This window comes from Herbaspirillum aquaticum, assembly GCF_002213425.1.
Taxonomy (GTDB): domain Bacteria; phylum Pseudomonadota; class Gammaproteobacteria; order Burkholderiales; family Burkholderiaceae_D; genus Herbaspirillum; species Herbaspirillum aquaticum.
Window position 1 is genome coordinate 115,349 of record NZ_NJGV01000013.1, and the last position, 20,199, is coordinate 135,547.

General features: G+C 63.5%; 17 protein-coding genes and 1 other RNA gene. 9 read left to right on the plus strand and 9 right to left on the minus strand.

From position 1 onward, the window contains the following. Nucleotides 1–88: 88 nt before the first annotated feature. Nucleotides 89–1,573, plus strand: coding sequence for a SulP family inorganic anion transporter (locus CEJ45_RS14750; protein WP_187697686.1), 1,485 nt, complete (start codon nucleotides 89–91; stop codon nucleotides 1,571–1,573). Nucleotides 1,574–1,683: 110 nt separating this feature from the next. Here the strand turns inward: CEJ45_RS14750 and CEJ45_RS14755 are convergent, their stop codons facing one another. The 5 genes from CEJ45_RS14755 to CEJ45_RS14775 form a co-directional block, all read right to left on the minus strand. After that, a complete protein-coding gene (locus CEJ45_RS14755) occupies nucleotides 1,684–2,187 on the minus strand; it encodes a DUF1993 domain-containing protein (RefSeq protein ID WP_088755839.1) in 504 nt (167 codons plus the stop codon). A 66-nt stretch (nucleotides 2,188–2,253) separates the two neighbouring features. Continuing rightward, the gene (locus tag CEJ45_RS14760) at nucleotides 2,254–3,768 is read right to left on the minus strand and encodes an efflux transporter outer membrane subunit (protein WP_088755840.1); all 1,515 of its coding nucleotides are present in this window, start codon (nucleotides 3,766–3,768) and stop codon (nucleotides 2,254–2,256) included. A 33-nt stretch (nucleotides 3,769–3,801) separates the two neighbouring features. Next, entirely contained in the window at nucleotides 3,802–7,017 is a 3,216-nt protein-coding gene (locus CEJ45_RS14765) for an efflux RND transporter permease subunit (RefSeq protein WP_088755841.1), read from the minus strand. A 99-nt stretch (nucleotides 7,018–7,116) separates the two neighbouring features. Then, entirely contained in the window at nucleotides 7,117–8,325 is a 1,209-nt protein-coding gene (locus CEJ45_RS14770) for an efflux RND transporter periplasmic adaptor subunit (RefSeq protein WP_088755842.1), read from the minus strand. A gap of 10 nt (nucleotides 8,326–8,335) precedes the next feature. Next, on the minus strand, nucleotides 8,336–9,199 hold the full coding sequence (locus CEJ45_RS14775) for an alpha/beta hydrolase fold domain-containing protein (RefSeq protein WP_187697687.1): 864 nt from the start codon (nucleotides 9,197–9,199) through the stop codon (nucleotides 8,336–8,338). Nucleotides 9,200–9,613: 414 nt separating this feature from the next. Here CEJ45_RS14775 and CEJ45_RS14780 point away from each other — a divergent pair, with 414 nt between their 5' ends. The 5 genes from CEJ45_RS14780 to CEJ45_RS14800 all read left to right on the plus strand — a co-directional run bounded on the left by CEJ45_RS14780 (nucleotide 9,614) and on the right by CEJ45_RS14800 (nucleotide 13,739). Further along, the gene (locus CEJ45_RS14780) at nucleotides 9,614–10,627 is read left to right on the plus strand and encodes a LysR family transcriptional regulator (RefSeq protein WP_088755843.1); all 1,014 of its coding nucleotides are present in this window, start codon (nucleotides 9,614–9,616) and stop codon (nucleotides 10,625–10,627) included. Between the two features lie 296 nt (nucleotides 10,628–10,923). Then, nucleotides 10,924–11,940, plus strand: coding sequence for an AraC family transcriptional regulator (locus CEJ45_RS14785; RefSeq protein WP_088755844.1), 1,017 nt, complete (start codon nucleotides 10,924–10,926; stop codon nucleotides 11,938–11,940). 85 nt (nucleotides 11,941–12,025) lie between these two features. Continuing rightward, entirely contained in the window at nucleotides 12,026–13,033 is a 1,008-nt protein-coding gene (locus tag CEJ45_RS14790) for an aldo/keto reductase (RefSeq protein ID WP_088755845.1), read from the plus strand. 74 nt (nucleotides 13,034–13,107) lie between these two features. After that, nucleotides 13,108–13,428, plus strand: a complete 321-nt coding sequence (locus CEJ45_RS14795) for a type II toxin-antitoxin system RelE/ParE family toxin (protein ID WP_088755846.1) — start codon at nucleotides 13,108–13,110, stop codon at nucleotides 13,426–13,428. A 2-nt stretch (nucleotides 13,429–13,430) separates the two neighbouring features. Next, nucleotides 13,431–13,739, plus strand: coding sequence for a helix-turn-helix domain-containing protein (locus tag CEJ45_RS14800; protein WP_034330433.1), 309 nt, complete (start codon nucleotides 13,431–13,433; stop codon nucleotides 13,737–13,739). Between the two features lie 108 nt (nucleotides 13,740–13,847). On the opposite strand, the gene CEJ45_RS14805 is transcribed toward CEJ45_RS14800, so the two are convergent. Together CEJ45_RS14805 and CEJ45_RS14810 are read right to left on the minus strand one after the other, a co-directional pair. Beyond that, nucleotides 13,848–14,600 carry an HpcH/HpaI aldolase family protein gene (locus CEJ45_RS14805; RefSeq protein ID WP_088755847.1) on the minus strand — a complete coding sequence of 251 codons (753 nt, stop codon included), beginning with the start codon at nucleotides 14,598–14,600 and terminating at the stop codon, nucleotides 13,848–13,850. An 85-nt stretch (nucleotides 14,601–14,685) separates the two neighbouring features. Then, nucleotides 14,686–15,951, minus strand: a complete 1,266-nt coding sequence (locus tag CEJ45_RS14810) for a D-amino acid dehydrogenase (RefSeq protein WP_088755848.1) — start codon at nucleotides 15,949–15,951, stop codon at nucleotides 14,686–14,688. 181 nt (nucleotides 15,952–16,132) lie between these two features. Between CEJ45_RS14810 and rnpB the strand changes: the two genes are divergently transcribed. After that, nucleotides 16,133–16,467: RNase P RNA component class A (rnpB, locus tag CEJ45_RS14815), an RNA gene on the plus strand. A gap of 67 nt (nucleotides 16,468–16,534) precedes the next feature. Further along, nucleotides 16,535–17,695 (plus strand): enoyl-CoA hydratase/isomerase family protein, encoded by a 1,161-nt coding sequence (locus tag CEJ45_RS14820; RefSeq protein WP_088755849.1) that lies wholly within the window; start codon nucleotides 16,535–16,537, stop codon nucleotides 17,693–17,695. A 40-nt stretch (nucleotides 17,696–17,735) separates the two neighbouring features. On the opposite strand, the gene CEJ45_RS14825 is transcribed toward CEJ45_RS14820, so the two are convergent. After that, nucleotides 17,736–18,215, minus strand: a complete 480-nt coding sequence (locus CEJ45_RS14825) for a nuclear transport factor 2 family protein (protein ID WP_088755850.1) — start codon at nucleotides 18,213–18,215, stop codon at nucleotides 17,736–17,738. A 391-nt stretch (nucleotides 18,216–18,606) separates the two neighbouring features. Next, nucleotides 18,607–18,891, minus strand: coding sequence for an HU family DNA-binding protein (locus tag CEJ45_RS14830; RefSeq protein WP_006465510.1), 285 nt, complete (start codon nucleotides 18,889–18,891; stop codon nucleotides 18,607–18,609). Nucleotides 18,892–19,761: 870 nt separating this feature from the next. Here CEJ45_RS14830 and mraZ point away from each other — a divergent pair. Continuing rightward, complete coding sequence (gene mraZ, locus CEJ45_RS14835) at nucleotides 19,762–20,190, plus strand: division/cell wall cluster transcriptional repressor MraZ (RefSeq protein WP_006465511.1); 429 nt, start codon at nucleotides 19,762–19,764, stop codon at nucleotides 20,188–20,190. The last annotated feature ends 9 nt before the right edge of the window (nucleotides 20,191–20,199 follow it).

A 20,199-nucleotide genomic window follows, 5' to 3' on the forward strand; every position in this document is an offset into this window, starting at 1 on the left:
GCGCGGCATCTTGCGGGCCATTCCTTGCTGTCCCGTAGCGGCCGCCTTGCCTTCTTGTGCGGCGGCTGATTTCCTGCTGATCTTGTTCATGACGACCATCGCCCCTACCACATCGCGCCTGCGCGACCTGCGCCAGAACGTGCTGGCCGGCCTCACCACCTCCTTTGCGCTGGTGCCCGAATGCATCGCCTTTGCACTGGTGGCGCAGTTGAACCCGCTGATGGGGCTCTATGGCGCTTTCTTCATCTGTACCATCACGGCCTTGTTCGGGGGCCGGCCAGGCATGATTTCCGGGGCGGCCGGATCGATGGCCGTGGTCATCGTGGCCCTGGTGGTCCAGCACGGTGCACAGTATTTCCTGGCCACGGTGGTGCTGTCGGGCGTGATCATGCTGCTCTTCGGCGCGCTGCGGCTGGGCAAGCTGGTGCGCATGGTGCCGCACCCGGTGATGCTGGGCTTCGTCAACGGACTGGCCATCGTGATCGCGATGTCGCAGCTGGAACATTTCCGCGTCGAGTCGCCCGCCGGTCCGCAATGGTTGCAGGGCGGGGCGCTGGCCATCATGATCGGCCTGACCCTGGCCACCATGCTGATCGTGTGGCTGCTGCCGCGCGTGACCAAGGCGATTCCGCCGGCGCTGGCGGCCATTCTCGGCGTAGGCCTGGTGACCTATCTCAGCGGCCTGCACACCCGCACCCTGGCCGACATGGCGCAGATCGCTGGTGGCCTGCCGCCGCTGCACTGGCCCAGCGTGCCGATGAACCTGGAGACGCTGCGCATCATCGGTCCCTATGCAGTGCTCATGGCCATCGTCGGCCTGCTGGAAACCCTGCTGACTTTCAACCTCACCGACGAGATCACCGCCAGCCGTGGCCAACCCAACCGCGAATGCCTCGCGCTGGGCGCGGCCAACATCGTCTCGGGCCTGTTCGGCGGCATGGGCGGCTGTGCCATGATCGGCCAGACCATGATCAACCTCGGCTCGGGCGGGCGCTCGCGTCTTTCCGGTGTGGTGGCGGGCGGGATGATCCTGCTGTTCATCCTCTTCCTGTCCCCGGCCATCGAGCGCATTCCGCTGGCGGCGCTCGCCGGCGTCATGTTCGTGGTGGCGCAGGAAACCTTCGCCTGGGATTCGCTGCGCGTGCTGGGCAAGGTGCCGCGCAGCGATGCCCTGGTCATCATCGCGGTGACCATCATCACGGTGCTGACCGATTTGGCCGTGGCCGTCCTCTGCGGCATCGTCATCACCGCGCTCAACTTCGCCTGGCAGCACGCGCGTGAAATCCGCGCTGATCGCCGCGAGGAGGCCGATGGCAGCCGTACCTACCTGCCGCAGGGCACACTGTTCTTTGCCTCCACCACGCACTTCCTCGACCTCTTCGATACCGCCAACGATCCGCAGCAGGTGACCCTGGATTGCCGTCATCTGCGCCTGGCCGATCACTCCGCCATCGCGGCCGTACAGACCCTGGCCGAGCGCTACGTTCGTGCCGGCAAGACGCTGCGCGTGGTGGCCTTGTCGCAGCGTTGCAGCCAGTTGCTGGAACGCGCGGGCTTGCCGCAGGTGGCGTAAAAAAGCCCGCCGGCGCACACAGACATGTGCGCGGGGCGGGCGAAATACCACGGGAAAAAGTTTTGGGCAGCGGCCCGCATTTCAGGATGCGGGCCGCTTTCGCATGGGGCTTACAGACCCAGGAAGTCCATCTTGCCCAGCTTCACGCCCTGGTGGCGCAGGATGCCGTAGGCGGTGGTGACGTGGAACAGGAAGTTGGGCAGGCCGAACACGGTCAGGTATTCCTGGGCGGTCATGGTGCGCTCCTCGCCGCGCAGCTTCATGGTCACCGGGCGTTCTTCCTGGCCGTCAACGGCTTCGGGGGTGACCGTTTCCAGGAACAGCAGGGTCTTGTTGATGCGCGCCTGCAGTTCGTCAAAAGTGGACTCATCATCCGCAAAGGCCGGTGCGGCTACGCCCGAAAGGCGGCTGGCGGTGGCCTTGGCGGTATCGCTGGCGCGCTGGATCTGCGCCGACAGCGGGAACATGTCTTCGTACAGGCGGGCCGACAGCAATTGCTGCGCATCCAGCTGGTGTTGGCCAGCATGCTGCTCGGCCTTGTCGAGCAGCGTGGAAAGGGTGTTCAGGCCGCGGACCAGCAACGGGATGCTGGCCTGGTAAAGGGTGATGGTCATGGTGATGTCTGGTTGGCTGCGTTGAGTGGGCCGGACCTGCCGCAGGAGCACAGGTCCGGCATGGACTTACCTGGATGAGGAAAGCTGTGTCGCCGGTCCACCCCATCCGCCGCCCAGGGCACGGATCAGGTTGACTGTTGCGCGGGCACGTTCGCCATCGAGCGTGACCGAGGCGCGTCGCGTCTGCAGCACGGTACGGTCGGCATCGATGACGCTGAAGTAGCTCACCGCCCCCTCGCGGTACTGCGTGTGCGAGAGTTTGGCCGCGCGCGAGGATGCGGCCACGGCTTCATCCTGGGCGCGATTCTGGTCGTCCAGGATGCGCAGGTTGGCCAGGTTGTCTTCCACTTCGCGGAAGGCATTCAGGACCGTTCCGCGATAGGTTGCCACCTGCTCTTCATAGCTGGCGCGCGCGCGATCCACACCGGCCTGGCGGCGTCCGCCATCGAACAGCGGCATCGACAGCGCCGTGCCCACCAGCGGGCCCAGGAGGAAGGTGCGACTGGACCAGTTGAACAGGTCACCCAGTTGCGCCGACTCATAGCCCAGGCCACCGGTCAGGTTCAGCGCCGGGAAAAAGGCCGACTTGGCCACGCCCACGCGGGCATTGGCGGCGGCCATGGCGCGTTCGGCGGCGGCGATGTCGGGGCGGCGCTCCAGCAGCGTCGAGGGCAGCCCGGCCGGCACCGTCACGCTCAGTCGCGTCAGCGGTTGCGGCGGCAGCGAGAACTCGGCCGGGGTGCGGCCCAGCAGGATGGCCAGGGCGTGTTCGGCGGTGGCGCGCTGGCGGGCAATGCCCAGCGCTTCCGATTGTGCCGAGGCCAGTTCGGAACGGGCGCGGGCCACGTCCACTTCGCTGATGTCGCCTTCATCGAAGCGGCGCTGCACCAGGCGCAGCGATTCCTGGCGCAGTTCGACGGTGCCGCGATAGAGCTCGGCGGCAGCGTCCAGTTCACGCACCTGGAAGTATTGCTGCGCGACGTCAGCCTGCAGGGCCAGCAGCACCGAATGGAACAGCGCTTCGCTGCGCTGGGCATCGGCGGTGGCGGCATCGACGGTCGAGGCGACCCGGCCGAACAGGTCGACTTCGTAAGAAACGTTCACCTGAGCACGATAGAGAGTGAACGGTTGTGTATTGGCATCGGCCGGCAAGCCTTGCGAGGCGGGCGACGGGCGCTGACGGGTCGCACCGACCCCGGCATCCACCTGCGGGAAGTAGCCCGAACGCGCGTCGCGGGTCAGGGCGCGCGCCTGGCCCAGGCGCGCGGCGGCCGCCTTGAGGTCCTGGTTGGCTTGCTGGGCGGTGTCTTCGAGGGCGTTCAACTTGTCGTCGCCGAAGATCTTCCACCACTCGCCACGGGCGATGTCTTCGGCCGGTTGCGCGGCTTTCCACTGGCTGCCGTTCTCGCCGGTCTGCGACGCAGGGGCGGCTTCCTTGAAGGCGGCCGGGGTGTCCACCGCCGGACGTTCATAGGTCGGGGCCACCGAGCAGCCGGCCAATACCAGCAGTGCCGCCAGCAGGGCCGAGCTGATGCGCACGGGGCGCAGCAGGCGGCCGATCGAGAGAGATTGGTTCATCATTTTTCTTGCTCCATTCATGGGCCGATCCGCAGATCAGCGATCATCCTGTGCGCCCGGTGCAGCGTGGGCGATGTGGGTGCCGGCAGTCATCGGGGCTTCGTGGTGCGAGGCCGAGTGCAATGCACGGCGGTCGATGGTACGCAGCAGGACGTAGAACACGGGCGTGAGGAACAGGCCGAAGAGGGTCACGCCCAGCATGCCGAAGAACACCGCAATACCCATCGCATGGCGCATTTCCGAACCGGCACCGGAGGAAGTCACCAGCGGCACCACACCCATGATGAAGGCGATCGAGGTCATCAGGATCGGGCGCAGACGCAGGCGGCTGGCTTCGATGGCGGCTTGCACGGCAGTGCGGCCCTGCATCTCCAGTTCGCGGGCAAATTCCACGATCAGGATGGCGTTCTTCGCCGACAGGCCCACCAGCACCATCAGGCCGATCTGGGTGAAGATGTTGTTGTCGCCACGGGTCAGCCACACACCGGTCAGTGCTGCCAGGATGCTCATCGGCACGATCAGGATCACGGCCAGCGGCAGGGTCAGGCTTTCATACAACGCAGCCAGCACCAGGAACACCAGCAGCACGCTGATCGGGAACACCCACACGCCTGCATTGCCGGCCAGGATCTTCTGGTAGGTCAGGTCGGTCCACTCGAACTTGATGCCGCGCGGCAGGGTGGCAGCGGCCACGCGTTCAGCCGCAGCCTGTGCCTGGTCCGAGGAATAACCCGGGGCCGGACCACCGTTGATGTCGGCGGCGGTATAGCCGTTGTAGCGCACCACCATTTCCGGACCGAAGGTCTGCTTGACCTTCACCACGGAGGACAGCGGCACCATCTCGCCGGCATCGTTGCGGGTCTTCAGTTGCGCGATGTCCTCGGCCTTGGCACGGAAGGGCGCGTCAGCCTGGGCACGCACCTGGTAGACGCGGCCGAAGCGGTTGAAGTCGTTCACGTACAGCGAACCCAGGTAGATCTGCATGGTGTTGAACACGTCGGTGACCGGAATGCCCAGCTGCTTGGCCTTGACGCGATCCAGTTCCACGTCCAGCTGCGGCACGTTGATCTGGTAGCTGGAGAACATCGGGCCCAGCGCCGGTTCCTTGGCGGCAGCCTTCATGAAGGCTTGCGCGGCCTTGTCCAGTTCAGCGTAGCCCAGCGCATCGCGGTCTTCGATCTGCATCTTGAAACCACCCAGCGTACCCAGGCCCATCACCGGCGGCGGCGGGAAGACGGCGGTGAAGGCTTCCTTGATGCCGCCGAATTTCTTGTTCAGCGAGGCAGCAATGGCGTTGCCTGACAGTTCCTTGCTCTTGCGTTCCTCGAAGGGCTTCAGGCCCACGAAGACGATACCGGCCGAGGAGCTGTTGGTGAAGCCGTTGATGGACAGGCCGGGGAAGGCAATCGCACTGGCCACGCCCGGTTCCTTCAACATGATGTCGCTCATCTTGCGCATCACTTCTTCACTGCGGTCGATCGAGGCGCCATTGGGCAGCTGGGCGAAGGCGACCAGGTATTGCTTGTCCTGGCCCGGCACGAAGCCGCCGGGAACGATGTAGGACACGCCCAGCGTCGCCGCCAGCAGCACCACATACACACCCATGGTGGCACCCTTGCGCTTGATCACGCCGGTGACGCCATGACCGTAGTTGTCGGACGCACGGTTGAAGAAGCGGTTGAAGCGGATGAAGAAGCCACCCAGGAAGCGGTCCATCTGGCGCGTCAGCCAGTCCGGCTTGTCGCCATGGCCCTTGAGCAGCAGGGCGGCCAGGGCGGGGGACAGCGTCAGGGAATTGAAGGCCGAGATGACGGTGGAGATCGCAATGGTCATCGCGAACTGCTTGTAGAACTGGCCGGTGAGGCCGGTCATGAAGGCCAGCGGCACGAACACCGCCACCAGCGTCAGGGCAATGGCGATGATGGGGCCGGAGACTTCCTGCATGGCGCGATAGGTGGCGTCGCGCGGCGAGAGGCCGGCACCGATGTTGCGTTCCACGTTTTCCACCACCACGATGGCATCATCGACCACGATACCGATGGCCAGCACCATCCCGAACAGCGACAGTGCATTGATGGTGTAGCCAAAGCCCAGCATCAGCGAGAAGGTACCGATGATGGAGACCGGCACGGCCAAGAGCGGAATGATGGAAGCGCGCCAGGTCTGCAGGAAGATGATCACCACGATCACGACCAATGCAATGGCTTCCAGCAGTGTATGCACCACCGCTTCGATGGAGGCCCGCACGAACTGGGTCGGGTCATAGACGATGCTGTAGCTGACCGAGCTGGGGAAGTCGGCCGACAATTCCTTCATCGCCGCACGCACCTGGGTCGAGACATCCAGCGCATTGGCACCGGGCGCCTGGAAGATGGGGATGGCCACGGCCGGCTTGTTGTCCAGCAGCGAGCGCAGGCCATATTCGGAGGCAGCCAGTTCCACGCGGGCGACGTCGCCCAGGCGGGTGGTGGCGCCATCGGGCGAAGCCTTCAGGATGATGTCGCGGAATTCGCCTTCAGTCTTCAAGCGACCCTGGGCGTTCACCGACAGTTGCAGCGGTGTCTCCGGCGAGCTGGGCGAGGCACCGATCACACCGGCGGCCACCTGCACGTTCTGCTCGCGGATGGCGCGCACCACGTCGGTAGCGGTCAGGCCGCGCTGGGCCACCTTGTTGGGATCAAGCCAGACGCGCATGGCGTAGTTGCCCGAACCGAACAGGCCCACTTCACCCACGCCCTGGATACGCGCCAGGCGGTCCTTGACGTTGAGGACCGCGTAGTTGCGCAGGTAGGTGGTGTCGTAGCGGTTGTCGGGCGAGGTCAGGTGCACCACCATGGTCAGCGTGGGCGAGGATTTGAGCGTGGTCACGCCCAGTCGCTGCACGTCTTCCGGCAGGCGCGGCAGGGCTTGCGAGACGCGGTTCTGCACCAGCTGCTGGGCCTTGTCGGGATCGACGCCCAGGCGGAAGTTGACGGTGATGGTGAGGTTGCCGTCGCTGTTGGCCTGCGACTGCATGTAGAGCATGTTTTCCACGCCGTTGATCTGCTCTTCCAGCGGCGAGGCCACCGTTTCAGCGATCACCTTGGGGTTGGCGCCGGGATACTGTGCGCGCACCACCACGGAAGGCGGCACCACTTCCGGATACTCGGAGATGGGTAGCTGCAGCATGGCCAGCACGCCGCCCAGCAGCAGCAGTACCGACAGCACGCCCGCAAAGATCGGGCGGTCGATGAAGAATTTTGAGATATTCATGTGGGTTCCTTGTCAGTCGTCAGGATGCAAATGCCCTGGCAGCGGGCCTTGCAGCCCCTGCGACTTGTTCTTCCTTGAATGCGAGAGCGCTGGTGCGGATCAGGCCTTGCCGGCCGCAGGTCCCGGTGCGGCTGCCCCGTTCTGCGCCTGCATCGGTACCACGGTCGGGGTGATGGGGTCACCCGGGCGCACACGCTGCAGGCCATTGACCACGATGCGTTCACCCGGCTGCAGGCCCTTTTCGATCACCACCAGGCCGTCATGGCCAGCGCCCACCACCACCTGGCGGTAATTGGCCTTGTTGTCCTTGTCGGCCACCATGACGAAGCGCTTGTCCTGGTCGGTGCCGACGGCCTTTTCGTCAATCAGCACGGCCTGGTGCGGCTCGCCGCCACCCAGGCGCACGCGGGCATACAGGCCCGGGACCAACTGGCCATCGGCGTTGTCGAAGATGGCGCGTACGCGGATGGTGCCGGAGGCCGTGTCGAGGCGGTTGTCGACCGAACCGACGCGGCCCTTGCGGGAGTAGCCGTCTTCATTGGCCAAGCCCAGTTCCACTGGCACGGAGGTGCCGGCGGCGCGCGCCGGGTTCACGTACTTCAGGAAGCTTTGTTCATCCACGTCGAAGGAGGCATAGACCTTGGCCACCGACACCAGCGTGGTCAGCGGGGCATTGGCTGCACCCGGGTTCACCACGTTGCCCACGGTCACCTCGGCGCGCGAGATGCGGCCCGAGACCGGTGCGGTGATACGGGTGTATTCCAGGTTCAGGCGGGCCGCGCGCAGGGCGGCGCGGGCGGCGGCGACGTTGGCCGAGGCTTCGCGCGAGGCGTTCTGCTTTTCTTCGAAATCGCGCTTGGCGATGGCGTTGTCGCCCAGCAGGCGCTGGCCACGGGCCAGGTCGGAGGCGGTATAGCCGGCACGGGCTTCGGCGCCGGCCAGTTGCGCTTCGGCGCGGGCGACTTCGGCCTCATAGGGGCGCGGGTCGATGGTGAAGAGCACGTCGCCCTTCTTGACCAGGGCGCCATCCTTGAAGTGCACGGCAGTCAGGGTGCCGCCGACCAGCGGACGGACCTCGACGCGATCGACCGCTTCAATGCGGCCCGAATAGGATTGCCAGTCGATGATCTGGCGCTGGACCACCTCGGCCACATCTACCGGAGCACCGGCCGCAGCAGCGGCCGGGGCAGTGGAGGCATTGGCCGACAGGCCCACCACGGAGATGGCGCCACCGACCGAGAGGGCGATGACGGCCACCACCGTGGCGGTGAGAGCGAAGCGTTTGCGCAGGGGAGCGGGAGTATTCATTTTCTTGTCCTCAGAGTGAAGTGGAGGGGTGAAGCGGATGCGGCAGGAATTCAGGGAGCGCGACATCGCGTCGCAGGGTGGCGAAGCGGCAGCGCAGGAAATTGACGATCTCGGTCAGCAAGGGCAGGTGTGTGCGCAGCGCGCCGTGGGTGATGCCCACGAAGCGCGACACCTGCGTCGGTACGCCCGCGAGGATCAGGCTGGAGGCGTATTTCTCGGCCTCCGGACAAAGCACGTCGCGTTCGGCCGTGGCGATGAAGGCCGGCGGCAAGCCCGCCAGGCGGCTCACTTCCAGCGGCGCGGCATAGGGATGCAGGCGCTGCATGGTCTGCGGCAGGTACTGGCGATAGCTGGCCGCGCAAGTCTCGGCGGTGACGTCCGATTGCAGGCGGGTGGCATCGCCCAGCAGGCGCATGCTCGGGTCCAGCATCGGGCTGATCAGTACCTGGGCGGCCAGGGGTTTGCCGCAGCGATCGCGGGTCATCATCGTCAGGCTGGCAGCCAGGCTGCCACCGGCGTCGTCACCGGCCACCACCATGCGGTCCAGGTCCACCTTCAGTTCTGCGGCGTTCTTGCAGGCCCAGGTGGCGGCCGCGAAGGCGTCTTCGGGCGCGGCCGGGAAGGGCTTGGCCGGCGCCAGCGCATAGGCGACCGACAGCACCACGGCCTGGTTGTGCTGGGCCAGGAAGCTGGCCGGGGTGTCGGCGTCATCCAGCGAACCACTGGTGAAACCGCCGCCGTGGAAGTACAGCACCAGCGGGCGTTTTTCGCCCTTGGCCAGGGCGACAGCGGGCTGGTACAGGCGCACGGGGATACGTCCCAGCGGGCCGGGAACGAAGAAATTGCGGATGTCCAGCGGAGAGGAACCTTGCATGATGAGCGCCTGGGCCGAAGCCACTTGTCCAAGAATGAGGCGGATTGTGCGCCACAGCAGGGTCTCGAATAAACACCTATAATCCAACAACACTGTTCGGTAAGTCTGAACAATCAGGACGATCAATTCGTTCACTTTGCTGATCCTTTCAGTGAAGTAAAAGCCTGGTTACAGCGCTGCGCGAAGGCGTGGGTGATGTGGGAAAATCGACCACGTTGCCCTCTGATGCGCAAATTTGGCTGGCTTTTGTCGTTATTTGTTTTAAATTGGGATGAGGCTGGTCAGCGTGATCGAGGTCCATCCCGTCCTTGCAAGACGGCGCGCCGGGGGCGGTGCCAGGGCTTGCATGAAACTGTCTTGGCCCCCGTTTGCCGCGCCGGTGTTTCCCAGGCGGCGGCCTCAAAGGAGAGAGCGATGGACCGTTTCCAGGCCATGCAAGTCTTTACTGCTGTGGTGGATGCCAACAGCTTCACGCGCGCTGCCGACAACCTGAACCTGCCGCGTACTACCGTGACCACCCTGATCCAGGGGCTGGAGAGCATGCTGAAGGTGCGCCTCTTGAACCGCACCACGCGCCGCATCAGCCTCACGCCCGATGGCGCGGCATATTACGAGCGCTGCGTGCGCATCCTGGCCGACATCGACGAGACTGAACAATCCTTCCGCAACGTCACCCGCGGCCCGCAGGGCCGGCTGCGCATCGACGTGCCCGGCTCCATCGGCCGGCTCATGCTGCTGCCCAACCTGTGCGACTTCTACAGCAAGTACCCGGACATCGAACTGGTCATGGGCATGGGCGACCGTCCGGTGGACCTGGTGCAGGAGGCGGTGGACTGCGTCATCCGCGTGGGTGACCTGCAGGATTCGTCGATGGTGGCGCGCCGCATCGGTACCTTCCAGACCGTCACCTGCGCCTCGCCGACCTACCTGGAGCGCCACGGCGTGCCGCACACCATCGAAGACCTGCAGCAGCACCAGTCGGTGCATTACTTCTCCAGCCGCACCGGCCGCACCATCGATTGGGACTTCGTGGTCGATGGCATCACCCGCGAGGTGAAGATGAATGGCCGTCTCTCGGTCAACGATGCCGACGCCTACGTGGAGTGCGCGCTGCAAGGCTTTGGCATGGTGCAGGCGCCGCTCTACATGGTCACGCGTCACATCGATGAAGGCCGCTTGGTGGAGGTGCTGTCGCAATGGAAGCCGGCACCGCTGCCGATTTCCGTGGTGTACCTGCACAACCGCCATCTGTCGCCCAAGGTGCGCGCCTTCGTGGACTGGGTGGCCGAACTGTTCGCCACCTGCCCGTTGAACAAGGCCTGCACCATGGGTATGGAAGACAGCGAGTGCCACTTCGTCAACAAGCCCGAGTCCACGACGGTACGCACGGTGGTGGAGCAATACAACATCGCCGAGAGCGTGTTCTGATCGATAGATCCGGCTTGGGGTTCGGCGAGGATTATGCAGGGCGGGCCGCTGTTTTCGCGTGCCTTAAGCTGCTGATTTTTTGCCCGATTCTCTTTCCCTGCTTGCTGGAGTTTCAGGTGGAATCGCGCCGTAGCTGGAGCGATGGCGATGTCTTGCCATCGTGGCTGCGCCCAATCGTGCAAGGGCATACCTGATCCTGCAAACTTCTTGCCCGATTCTCCATGGATCGATGGCAGAGGATCAGGCAGTTGCCAGTCCGCGCTACAGTCGCGTCTGTCTTTCAATGAGAGGAGCTTATGGACCTCGATCTGCATTCCGTCCAGGATTCCGGCCCGCTTTCCGGCCCGCTGCTGCTGCCCGGGGCGGGGGACAGTGCGCCCAGCCGGGCCCAGGATGATCCGCGTTTCCAAACCATGCAGCAGGAGCTGCTGCAACTGCTGGAGCGGTATACGGCCGGCGTCGAAGGCATGCTGGCCACGGCCATCCCCAACCTGGAAATCTATCGCATCACCTGTCCGACCGGCCCCAAGCACGCGGTGCAGAAGCCGGTCTTTGCGGTGATTGCGCAGGGTTCCAAGCGCATCTTCGTGGGCGATGAAATCTACGAATACGATCCCATGCATTACCTGGTCGCCTCGGTGGACCTGCCGGTGGTTGGCAAGGTCATGGTGACCAGTCCCGATGAGCCCTACCTGGGTTTGCGGCTGGAACTCGATACCCAGGAAATCGGTGAGCTGATTGGCGACGAGAACCTGCCTGCATCGGCCAATCTCGGCGAGGGCGCTGCGCGCGGGCTGTACGTGAACCGGCTCGACGTCGACCTGCTCGATGCTGTGCTGCGGCTGTTGCGCCTGCATGAGACCCCGCGCGACGTGCCTATCATGGCGCCGATGATCCGGCGCGAAATCCTGTATCGCCTGCTGATGAACGGGCAGGGGGCGCTGTTGCGCCAGACCGTGCTGCAGGATAGTCAGATGAATCGCGTGGCCAAGGCCATCCGCCTCATCAAGGAGGGCTATGACCGGGCCCTGCGCATCGAGGATGTCGCACGCGATGTGCATATGAGCGTTTCTTCGCTGCATCACCATTTCAAGCTGGTGACCGCCATGAGTCCGCTGCAATACCAGAAGAATTTGCGCCTGCAGGAAGCCCGCAAATTGATCCTCACCGCCGACGCCAGCGTGGCCACTGCCGCGCATCGCGTGGGTTACGAGAGTTCATCGCAGTTCAGCCGCGAATACAGTCGCCTGTTCGGCGCGCCGCCGCTGCGCGACAAGCGCCGCTGGCAGGAAGAGGAAGCGCCGGTGCTGTAAGCGTGAGCAGGCGTAGCGGGGGCTCGCTAGAATGAGGGGCTTCCCGCAGTTAAGTTATCCACATCCATTTTGATTCGGAGACAGCATGCATTATCGTCGCCTCGGCAAGAGCAACCTGAAGGTATCAGCCTTGTGTCTGGGTTCCATGATGTTCGGGGACCAGACCGACCTGCAAGAGTCCGGCCGCATCGTGGCGTCAGCGCGCGAGCATGGCATCAATTTCATCGATACGGCAGACGTCTATACCAAGGGCAAGTCCGAGGACATCGTTGGCAAGCTGCTGGCCGGGCAGCGCCATGAGTGGGTGCTCGCGAGCAAGCTGGGCAATGCCATGAGCGGCAAGCCCAATGAGTCGCACTATTCGCGCAGCTGGATCGTGCGCGAGACCGAGAACATCTTGAAGCGCCTGGATACCGATTACCTGGACATCCTCTACATGCACCGCGACTACCAGGACGAGAACCTGGAAGAGGCCGTGCAGGCGCTGGGCGACCTGATCCGTGCGGGCAAGATCCGCGGCTTTGGCGTCTCCAACTTCCGTGGCTGGCGCATTGCCGAGATCGTGCGCCTGTGCGAGAAGAACAATGTCCCGCTGCCGCTGGTGTGCCAGCCGTATTACAACCTGTTGAACCGCCAGCCTGAAGTGGAAATCCTGCCGGCTTGCGCCAACTATGGTCTGGGCGTGGTGCCCTACAGCCCGATTGCACGCGGTGTGCTGACCGGCAAGTACCAGCCCGGCCAGAAGCCGCCGCAGGACACGCGTGCCGGCCGGGGCGACAAGCGCATGATGGAGACCGAGTTCCGCGAGGAATCGCTGTTGATCGCGCAGCGGCTGCAGCAGCACTGCGAAGCGCGCGGCATCAAGCTGGGCCAGTTCGCCACCGCCTGGGTGCTGGCCAATGCCTCCATCAGCAGCGTCATCGCCGGACCGCGCACGCTGGCGCAGATGGAGGATTACTACGATGCGGTGGAGATGAAGATCAGCGCGGAGGAAGAGGCATTGATCGACAGCCTGGTCACGCCGGGGCATGCGTCCACGCATGGGTATAACGATCCGAATTATCCGTTCTTTGGGCGGGTGGTGAGGGGCTGAACGACGTACAAGGACGCGGCTACAGGTTGATGCAAGTACTTGCATAAATATGCAAGTACTTGTATTATTTCTGCATGAAACCCCTGCGTTTTCTCGGTTCCAGTCTCTCTGACCTACGTGATATGCCGGACGATGTGCGGCGCGCCTTGGGCGGCGAATTGGCGCGTGTTCAGTTCGGCGTCGAGCCCAGCGACTTCAAATCCATGCCCAGTGTCGGCCAGGGTGTCTATGAGATTCGCTATCGGGACAAAGCCCGTGGTGCATTTCGTGTGATCTACGTGGCCAAGTTTGCCGACGCCATCTATGTGCTGCACGCCTTCCAGAAGAAGACGCAGAAAACCGAAAAGGCAGATATCGATCTGGCAGCCCGACGTTACCGAATGATAGGAGCTTGAACATGCAAACGACCGATCCCCGCTGGAATGACGACAGCATTGTTTCCGGTAGCGGCAACGTGTTCATTGATCTCGGCTTTGAACCGGCCGAGGCTGAGGTCATGCTCATGCGCGTGAAGGTGTTGGCGCAAACCTCGCAGCGGCTGAAAGAAAAAGGATGGACCCAGGCCAAGGCCGCCGAAGAACTGGGTATCACGCAACCGCGCGTTTCCCGGCTGTTGAAAGGCAAGGTCGAGGATTTCAGCCTGGATATGCTGGTGACCTTGGCCGGCAAGCTGGGACTGAAGCCGCAAATCAGTTTTGCCGGTTGAGTGCCTGGCGAAAAGGCGGAAGGTTTTCCGCCTTTTTCTTCACCAAGTCGTCCCGACTTCAACTGGCCGGCCCCTATCGGGCGCTGCGCACTTCATCTTTCCCTTGGATCAGCGCAACGCAGCGATCCTCCGCGCCCCCTCCGCCTTGACCTGCTGGATATCCGTGCCCGGCACCACCAGGTCCATGCCGATGCCCTTCATGCGCTGCGCCATCTCCATGGTGCCGGCGAAGATCCCCACGTATTTGCCCAGCTTGCGCCCCAGCGCCAGCAGATGATCGATGGCCTCGTTGAGCCGCGCATCGTCGTAGGCGTCCGGTGCCAGGCCCAGTTCGATGGCCAGGTCGCTGGGGCCGATGAAGATGCCGTCCAGGTCAGGGGTCTGCAGGATCGCTTTGGCGTTGGCATAGCCTTCGCGGGTCTCGATCATGGCCAGCGTCAGGATGGTGGCATTGGCGTGCGCAAAGTAGTCCGCTCCGCCATACAGGAAGCCGCGCGCCGGGCCATAGCTGCGTGCGCCGCGCGGGGAATAATGGCAGGCGCGCACGAAGCGCTCGGCATCGGCCGCCGTGTTGATCAGCGGGCAGATCACGCCATAGGCACCGGCATCGAGCAGCTTGTTGATTTCGCCCAGGCTGTTTTCGGAGCAGCGCACCAGCGGCACGGCGGGTGTGCTGGAGATGGCCTGCAGCATGGGCAGTGCCGATTCGATCGAGAACGGGCCGTGCTGCAAGTCCACCGTCACCGCATCGTAGCCGCTGTGGCCCAGCACTTCGGCCAGCAGCGAATTACCCATCGATACCCAGCCCGAGAGGGCCAGTTGTTGTTGCGCGAAAAGGGTGCGCAGCCGGTTTTCCCGCATCGTTCGTCTCCCATGGATGGGCCCGCGCCATTGCAGGCCAGCGGCCATGTTAAGTCCGAATGCGGCACCCTTGCATGAAACTTCTTCAGCCGCGGTACTGGAAGGCCGTGTCGTCGATGGCGCACCGGCGCCCGGCGATCTGGTCGGCCACCAGCGCCGCACTGCCGCAGGCCAGCGTCCAGCCCAGCGGCCCCTGGCCGATGTTGAGATGAAGATTCTCCACCGGCGAGGCGCCCACGATCGGCACGCCACTCGGGGTGGCGGGGCGGAAGCCCATCCACGGCGAGAGCGTGGCATCCTCGCCCAGCGCGCAACCCGGGAAGAGTTCGCGCAGGCCATTCTTCAGTTCTTCGATGGCGGTCGGCGGGATGCTGCGATCCTGGCCCACCAGCTCGATACGGCCTGCCACGCGCAGGCGCTGGCCCAGGCGCGCATAGACGATCTTCCTGGCGATATCGGTGATGGAGACCTGTGGCGCGGCCGTGCGGCTGGCCTCATCGTCCAGTGGCACGGTGATGCTGTAGCCCTTGAGCGGGTAGAGCGGCAGGTGCAAGTCCAGCAAGCGGGCGAACTCCACGCTCTCCGCGCCCAGCGCCAGCACGAATCGATCGGCGGCAATCCATTGGCCACCGGCCTGCACCGCGCGCAGCGCGCGGCCTTCACGGCGTACCTCGGTGACACGGGCGCCGCCGATGAAGCGGAAGTTCGGATGCGCCTGCATCGACGCCACCAGCGCGCGACAGAACTGCGGGCAATCGCCCGCTTCTTCGCTGGGCGTGTAGACCCCGCCGACCCAGTCGCGCTGCGAGTATCCCAGCGCCGGTTCGATACGGATGCATTCGGCAGCGCCCAGGACTTCCTGCTGGCAGCCATATTGCGACTGGAATTGCACTTGCTGCGCGGCGGCCTCCAGGGCTTGTGCATCGGTGAACATCACCAGCTTGCCGGAGCGCTGATGGTCGAAGGACAGCTGCAGGCCAGCATTCCATTGCGTGAGCTGATCACGGCTGTAGAAGGCCAGTTGCAGCAGGTCGATGGTGGTCTGGCGTACCCGCTGGGCATTGCAGCAGCGCAGGAATTCCAGCAGCCAGCGGTATTGGCCAAGATCGGCGGTAGGCCTGATAGTCAGCGGCGAATCCTTGCTGAACAGGTAGTAAGCCCACTTGGTCCAGACCGAGGGATCGGCCAGTGGCGCCACATAGGAGTAGCTGAGCTGGGCGCCATTGCCCTGGCTGGTGCCCTCGCCGGGCTGTGGGCGAGCATCGATGAGGCTGACCTGATGGCCATCCTGCAGGAGACGGTAGGCAGTGGTCACGCCGATCACGCCGGCGCCCATTACGCAGATATGCATGGTGTTTCGTTGAAGTCAGTCAAGAACCGCGCGGCGCGTGGGCTGCAGCGGATCAGCAGCAGACTACCGAAGAGCCGCACGGGTGTCACATGCCGAATTGGCATGAGCTTTGCGCATGCGCAAAAGGGTTTTGCGACGGCCGATGCCCGATGCCGGCCGATGCTGCGCTACAATAGCGCCCGATGCAGGCCAGACAGCCGCTGGCCGCCTTCGCAAGGAGGCGGCGGGAGGAAGGTCCGGACTCCACAGAGCAGGGTGACGGTTAACGGCCGTCCGCTGAAAGCCGGCGCAAGCCTGTATAAGGCGAGGAACAGGGCCACAGAGACGAGCGTATTCAGTTACGGTGAAACGCGGTAACCTCCACCCGGAGCAATTTCAAATAGGCACGCGTTGATGTGGCTCGCGGAGCGTGCGGGTAGAAAGCTTGAGCGGCGGAGCGATCCGTCGCCTAGAGGAATGGCTGTCATAGCGGGTTTCCCGCCGTAACAGAATCCGGCCTACCGGCCTGCTTCATTGAATTCATTTCCATAAAACACACTGCGGCCCGTGGGCACTGCGGGCTCGCCAGAGACCCAGGAGACCCATGAATCAAACCGCCGCCCCCGTGGCATTCGAAGAACTGACGGCCGCCAACGGCCGTCGCATCGGCATCGCCACCCTCGCTTCCGAAAAGACCCTGCATGCCATCTCGCTGGAGATGGTCCGGCTGCTCACGCCGCAACTGCAGCAGTGGCAGGCCGATCCGGGCGTGGCCATGGTGATCCTGCAGGCGCAGGGCGAGAAAGCCTTCTGCGCCGGGGGCGACTTGCAGCAGCTCTATCGCTCCATGCGCGAGCATCACGCTTCGCCTGCGCGCGAGGACATCCGCGCCAATACCTACGCGGCTGAATTCTTCGAGCAGGAATATCGTCTGGATTATCTTGTCCACAGCTTCGCCAAGCCCATCCTGTGCTGGGGGCACGGCATCGTCATGGGCGGCGGCATTGGCCTCATGGCCGGCTGCAGCCATCGCGTGGTCACCGAAAAATCGCGCCTGGCCATGCCGGAAATCACCATCGGGCTCTATCCGGATGTGGGGGGAAGCTGGTTCCTGGCGCGCATGCCGGGCAAGACCGGCATCTTCCTGGCGCTGACCGGCGCCAACCTCAACGCCAACGATGCGCTCTTCGCCGGGCTGGCCGACTATCGCGTCGCCCATGCCGCCAAGGCCTCGGTGATCGACGCCTTGCTGATGCAGCCGTGGGGGCAGGGCAATGATGCCGAATTGCTGGACCGTGTCCTGGCAAGCGCGCAGGCCTCGTCTTCCCAGGAAGGGGCCGCCGTCTTCGCGGCGGCCAACCTGCGCACCCATTTCGACCTGATCGAATCCATCTGCCGCCGCCCGACGCTGCCCGAGATCGTGGATGGCATCCTCACCCTGCAAACCGAGGACGCCTGGCTTGCCAAGGCACAGGCCACCCTGCGCGCCGGCTCGCCTGGCTCGGCCTGGCTGGGCCATGCCTTGCAGAAGCGCGTGCGTCGGCTGTCGCTGGCGGAGGTGTTCCGGCTGGAATTCGTGGTCTCGCTGCACTGCGCGGCGCGCCCCGATTTCGTCGAGGGCATCCGCGCGCTGATCATCGAGAAGGACCAGAAACCGCAATGGAATCCGGCCTCGCTGGCCGGTGCCACGCCGCTATGGGTAGAAGGTTTCTTCGCTGACCCCTGGTCGGCGGCGGATCATCCGCTGGCCGACCTGGGGGCCTGAAGCGCTTCAGGCACTCCCTGGCCGGGCCAGCGGCCCGGCCTTAAAGACCCAGTTCGGACAGGCTTGGATGGTCGGACGGACGCGGGCCTGAGCGGTCCCAATGGAATTTGCGGTCCGCTTCCCTGATCGGCAGGTCGTTGATGGAGGCATGGCGCAGGCGCATCAGGCCATGCTCGTCGAATTCCCAGTTTTCATTCCCATAGGAGCGGAACCAGCTCCCCGAATCGTCGTGCCATTCATAGGCGAAGCGCACGGCGATGCGGTTGCCTTCGTGCGCCCAGACTTCCTTGATGAGGCGGTAGTCCAGTTCGCGTGCCCATTTGCGGGTGAGGAAGGCGACGATCTCGGCGCGTCCGTGGACGAAATCTGCACGATTGCGCCAGCGGCTGTCTTCGGTATAGGCCAGCGAGACGCGTTGCGGGTCGCAAGAGTTCCAGGCATCTTCGGCTGCACGCGCCTTCATGGCCGCGGTCTCGCGAGTGAAGGGAGGAAGTGGCGGACGCTGGGCTGGGCTATTCATCGACGGTCTCCTTGGATGGGCCGGACGGGCCGGCTGTTCATGGTGTACGACGGGACGGCAAGCGGAAGTGAAGCAATGTGCAAAAGTCGGGCCGAAAAAATTCTAGGCGCTGCGGCTGGCCTTGGCAAACGAAGCGTGTGTGGCGCCGGGACTGCTCCTGCTGTGCGTGCTGCGCCGGACGGCAACTGTGCTGGCGGGCTGCGCAAGGACTGATGCGGCGCACCATGCATTCACTGCTGGCAGTGTGCAAGCGAAGAATGATCTGGGGGAGGGGACGGTTGAAGCGGTGGGGTACGGCGGTGGGGTACGGAGACGGCCGATCCTGTCGAACCGGCCTCGATTTGAATGCCCTGAACCTGGTTTAGGGCATTCAAATGCGCGAAGCGTGAAATTATTTCTTCTTCTTGTTCACGGCTTCCTTGAAAGCCTTGCCAGCCGAGAACTTCACGGTGGTTGCAGCGGCGATCTTGATTTCTTCGCCGGTTTGCGGGTTACGGCCGGTGCGAGCAGCGCGCTTGCCGGTCGAGAAGGAACCGAAGCCAACCAATTGCACGGTATCGCCCTTGGTCACGGCCTTGATGATGTTCTCGATGACGGAGTCCAGCGCGCGCTGGGCTGCTGCCTTGGAGATCTCGGTGTCGGCGGCGATAACGTCAACCAATTCAGATTTGTTCACTTTAAAATTCCTTTCACTGTTAAGGTGCCCAGATTTTAGCACTGGAATGAGGCGGATCCGCAAGCCCTATCTGCGTTTTCAGCCGATTTGACCTGCGCGTGACCGACCTTTGATTGAAAAAAATCGACGTGCTTTTCAACACCCGCCAACGATGCTTTTCAGCGCCATTTTTTGCGGTTCGATCTTCCCAAAGACACGGATAGTAAAAGCTGCGCGCCGCGGAAGTCAAAACAAAAACGCTTGCCGCCATTCATTTGTTGAAGAATTTGATGAAGTTTCGGGGTTGGAGCAGATTTCGCGGCAGGCTCGCCAGCCGTGCGCGCTGATCATGGCGATCCCTTCGTGATCAATTCCTCATGCACTGCGCCAAGATCGCACGAGATTTTTTTCCGCTTTTCGGCGACTTCCACTGAACTTAAGTTGCACTGCAAAATCCATGTCCCTTGGTTCGCCGCACTCGCAAATCGAGTGAGGCCGGACGCCCTCGATTTTCCCTCACGGTGCCGCCCCGAAATCGGGCATGCCGGCTCGTCCATGCGGCGCAAATCCGCGCCGTTGCGCAATTCTGGCGCCAAACACATGTGTATAGCTCAGGTTGCACCTTCAATGTAAATGCTAAGTCCTTCATTTTCCTCACAAATGTTATGAAGTGCAGGTTTTAAGGAAGTGCGCTAAGTCTTTGACTTTATTAGCAAAATCACGGTTTTTCCCAGCGTATACCGCTTGACCTGCAATAGTGCATCCACTAAAGTGGGCGGCAGTGTCAAAAAGTGTTTTTTTGTGGGGCATTTGTGGTGTTATTTGCATTTGCCCGACAGGACAGGGCACCCGATCAGCAATCTCACTCGCCGCAGGCTAAGGAAAAACACAGTGTTCCAGGGCGCGTCAGCACTCAATCTCGATGCCAAAGGACGGATGACCATTCCGGCCAAGCATCGTGACGCCCTGATTGTGCAGTGCGAAGGACGCGCCACCGTGACGCGCCATCCGCATGGCTGCCTGCTGTTCTTCCCGCGCCCGACCTGGGAGACGCATCGCGAGCAGATCGCCAACTGGCCGATGTCGGCCCGTGCCTGGCAGCGCATCTTCCTGGGCAATGCCCAGGACGTGGAGCTCGACAGCGCCGGACGCATCCTGATCGCGCCTGAACTGCGCGCGGCCGTGGGCTTGCAGCGCGATGTGATGTTGCTGGGCATGGGTAGTCATTTCGAAATCTGGGATGCCGTCAAGCTGGCCGAAAGCGAAGCCGAGGCTGTGGCGGGTGGCATGCCGGATGTGTTGAGCAACTTTTCCTTCTGACGGCCGGAC

Bases quoted from the DNA above. Each gene is read 5' to 3' on its own strand.
- CEJ45_RS14750 (WP_187697686.1), top strand. From the start codon at position 89: ATGACGACCATCGCCCCTACCACATCGCGCCTGCGCGACCTGCGCCAG.
- CEJ45_RS14755 (WP_088755839.1), bottom strand. From the start codon at position 2,187: ATGACCATCACCCTTTACCAGGCCAGCATCCCGTTGCTGGTCCGCGGC.
- CEJ45_RS14760 (WP_088755840.1), bottom strand. From the start codon at position 3,768: ATGATGAACCAATCTCTCTCGATCGGCCGCCTGCTGCGCCCCGTGCGC.
- CEJ45_RS14765 (WP_088755841.1), bottom strand. From the start codon at position 7,017: ATGAATATCTCAAAATTCTTCATCGACCGCCCGATCTTTGCGGGCGTG.
- CEJ45_RS14770 (WP_088755842.1), bottom strand. From the start codon at position 8,325: ATGAATACTCCCGCTCCCCTGCGCAAACGCTTCGCTCTCACCGCCACG.
- CEJ45_RS14775 (WP_187697687.1), bottom strand. From the start codon at position 9,199: ATGCAAGGTTCCTCTCCGCTGGACATCCGCAATTTCTTCGTTCCCGGC.
- CEJ45_RS14780 (WP_088755843.1), top strand. From the start codon at position 9,614: ATGGACCGTTTCCAGGCCATGCAAGTCTTTACTGCTGTGGTGGATGCC.
- CEJ45_RS14785 (WP_088755844.1), top strand. From the start codon at position 10,924: ATGGACCTCGATCTGCATTCCGTCCAGGATTCCGGCCCGCTTTCCGGC.
- CEJ45_RS14790 (WP_088755845.1), top strand. From the start codon at position 12,026: ATGCATTATCGTCGCCTCGGCAAGAGCAACCTGAAGGTATCAGCCTTG.
- CEJ45_RS14795 (WP_088755846.1), top strand. From the start codon at position 13,108: ATGAAACCCCTGCGTTTTCTCGGTTCCAGTCTCTCTGACCTACGTGAT.
- CEJ45_RS14800 (WP_034330433.1), top strand. From the start codon at position 13,431: ATGCAAACGACCGATCCCCGCTGGAATGACGACAGCATTGTTTCCGGT.
- CEJ45_RS14805 (WP_088755847.1), bottom strand. From the start codon at position 14,600: ATGCGGGAAAACCGGCTGCGCACCCTTTTCGCGCAACAACAACTGGCC.
- CEJ45_RS14810 (WP_088755848.1), bottom strand. From the start codon at position 15,951: ATGCATATCTGCGTAATGGGCGCCGGCGTGATCGGCGTGACCACTGCC.
- CEJ45_RS14820 (WP_088755849.1), top strand. From the start codon at position 16,535: ATGAATCAAACCGCCGCCCCCGTGGCATTCGAAGAACTGACGGCCGCC.
- CEJ45_RS14825 (WP_088755850.1), bottom strand. From the start codon at position 18,215: ATGAATAGCCCAGCCCAGCGTCCGCCACTTCCTCCCTTCACTCGCGAG.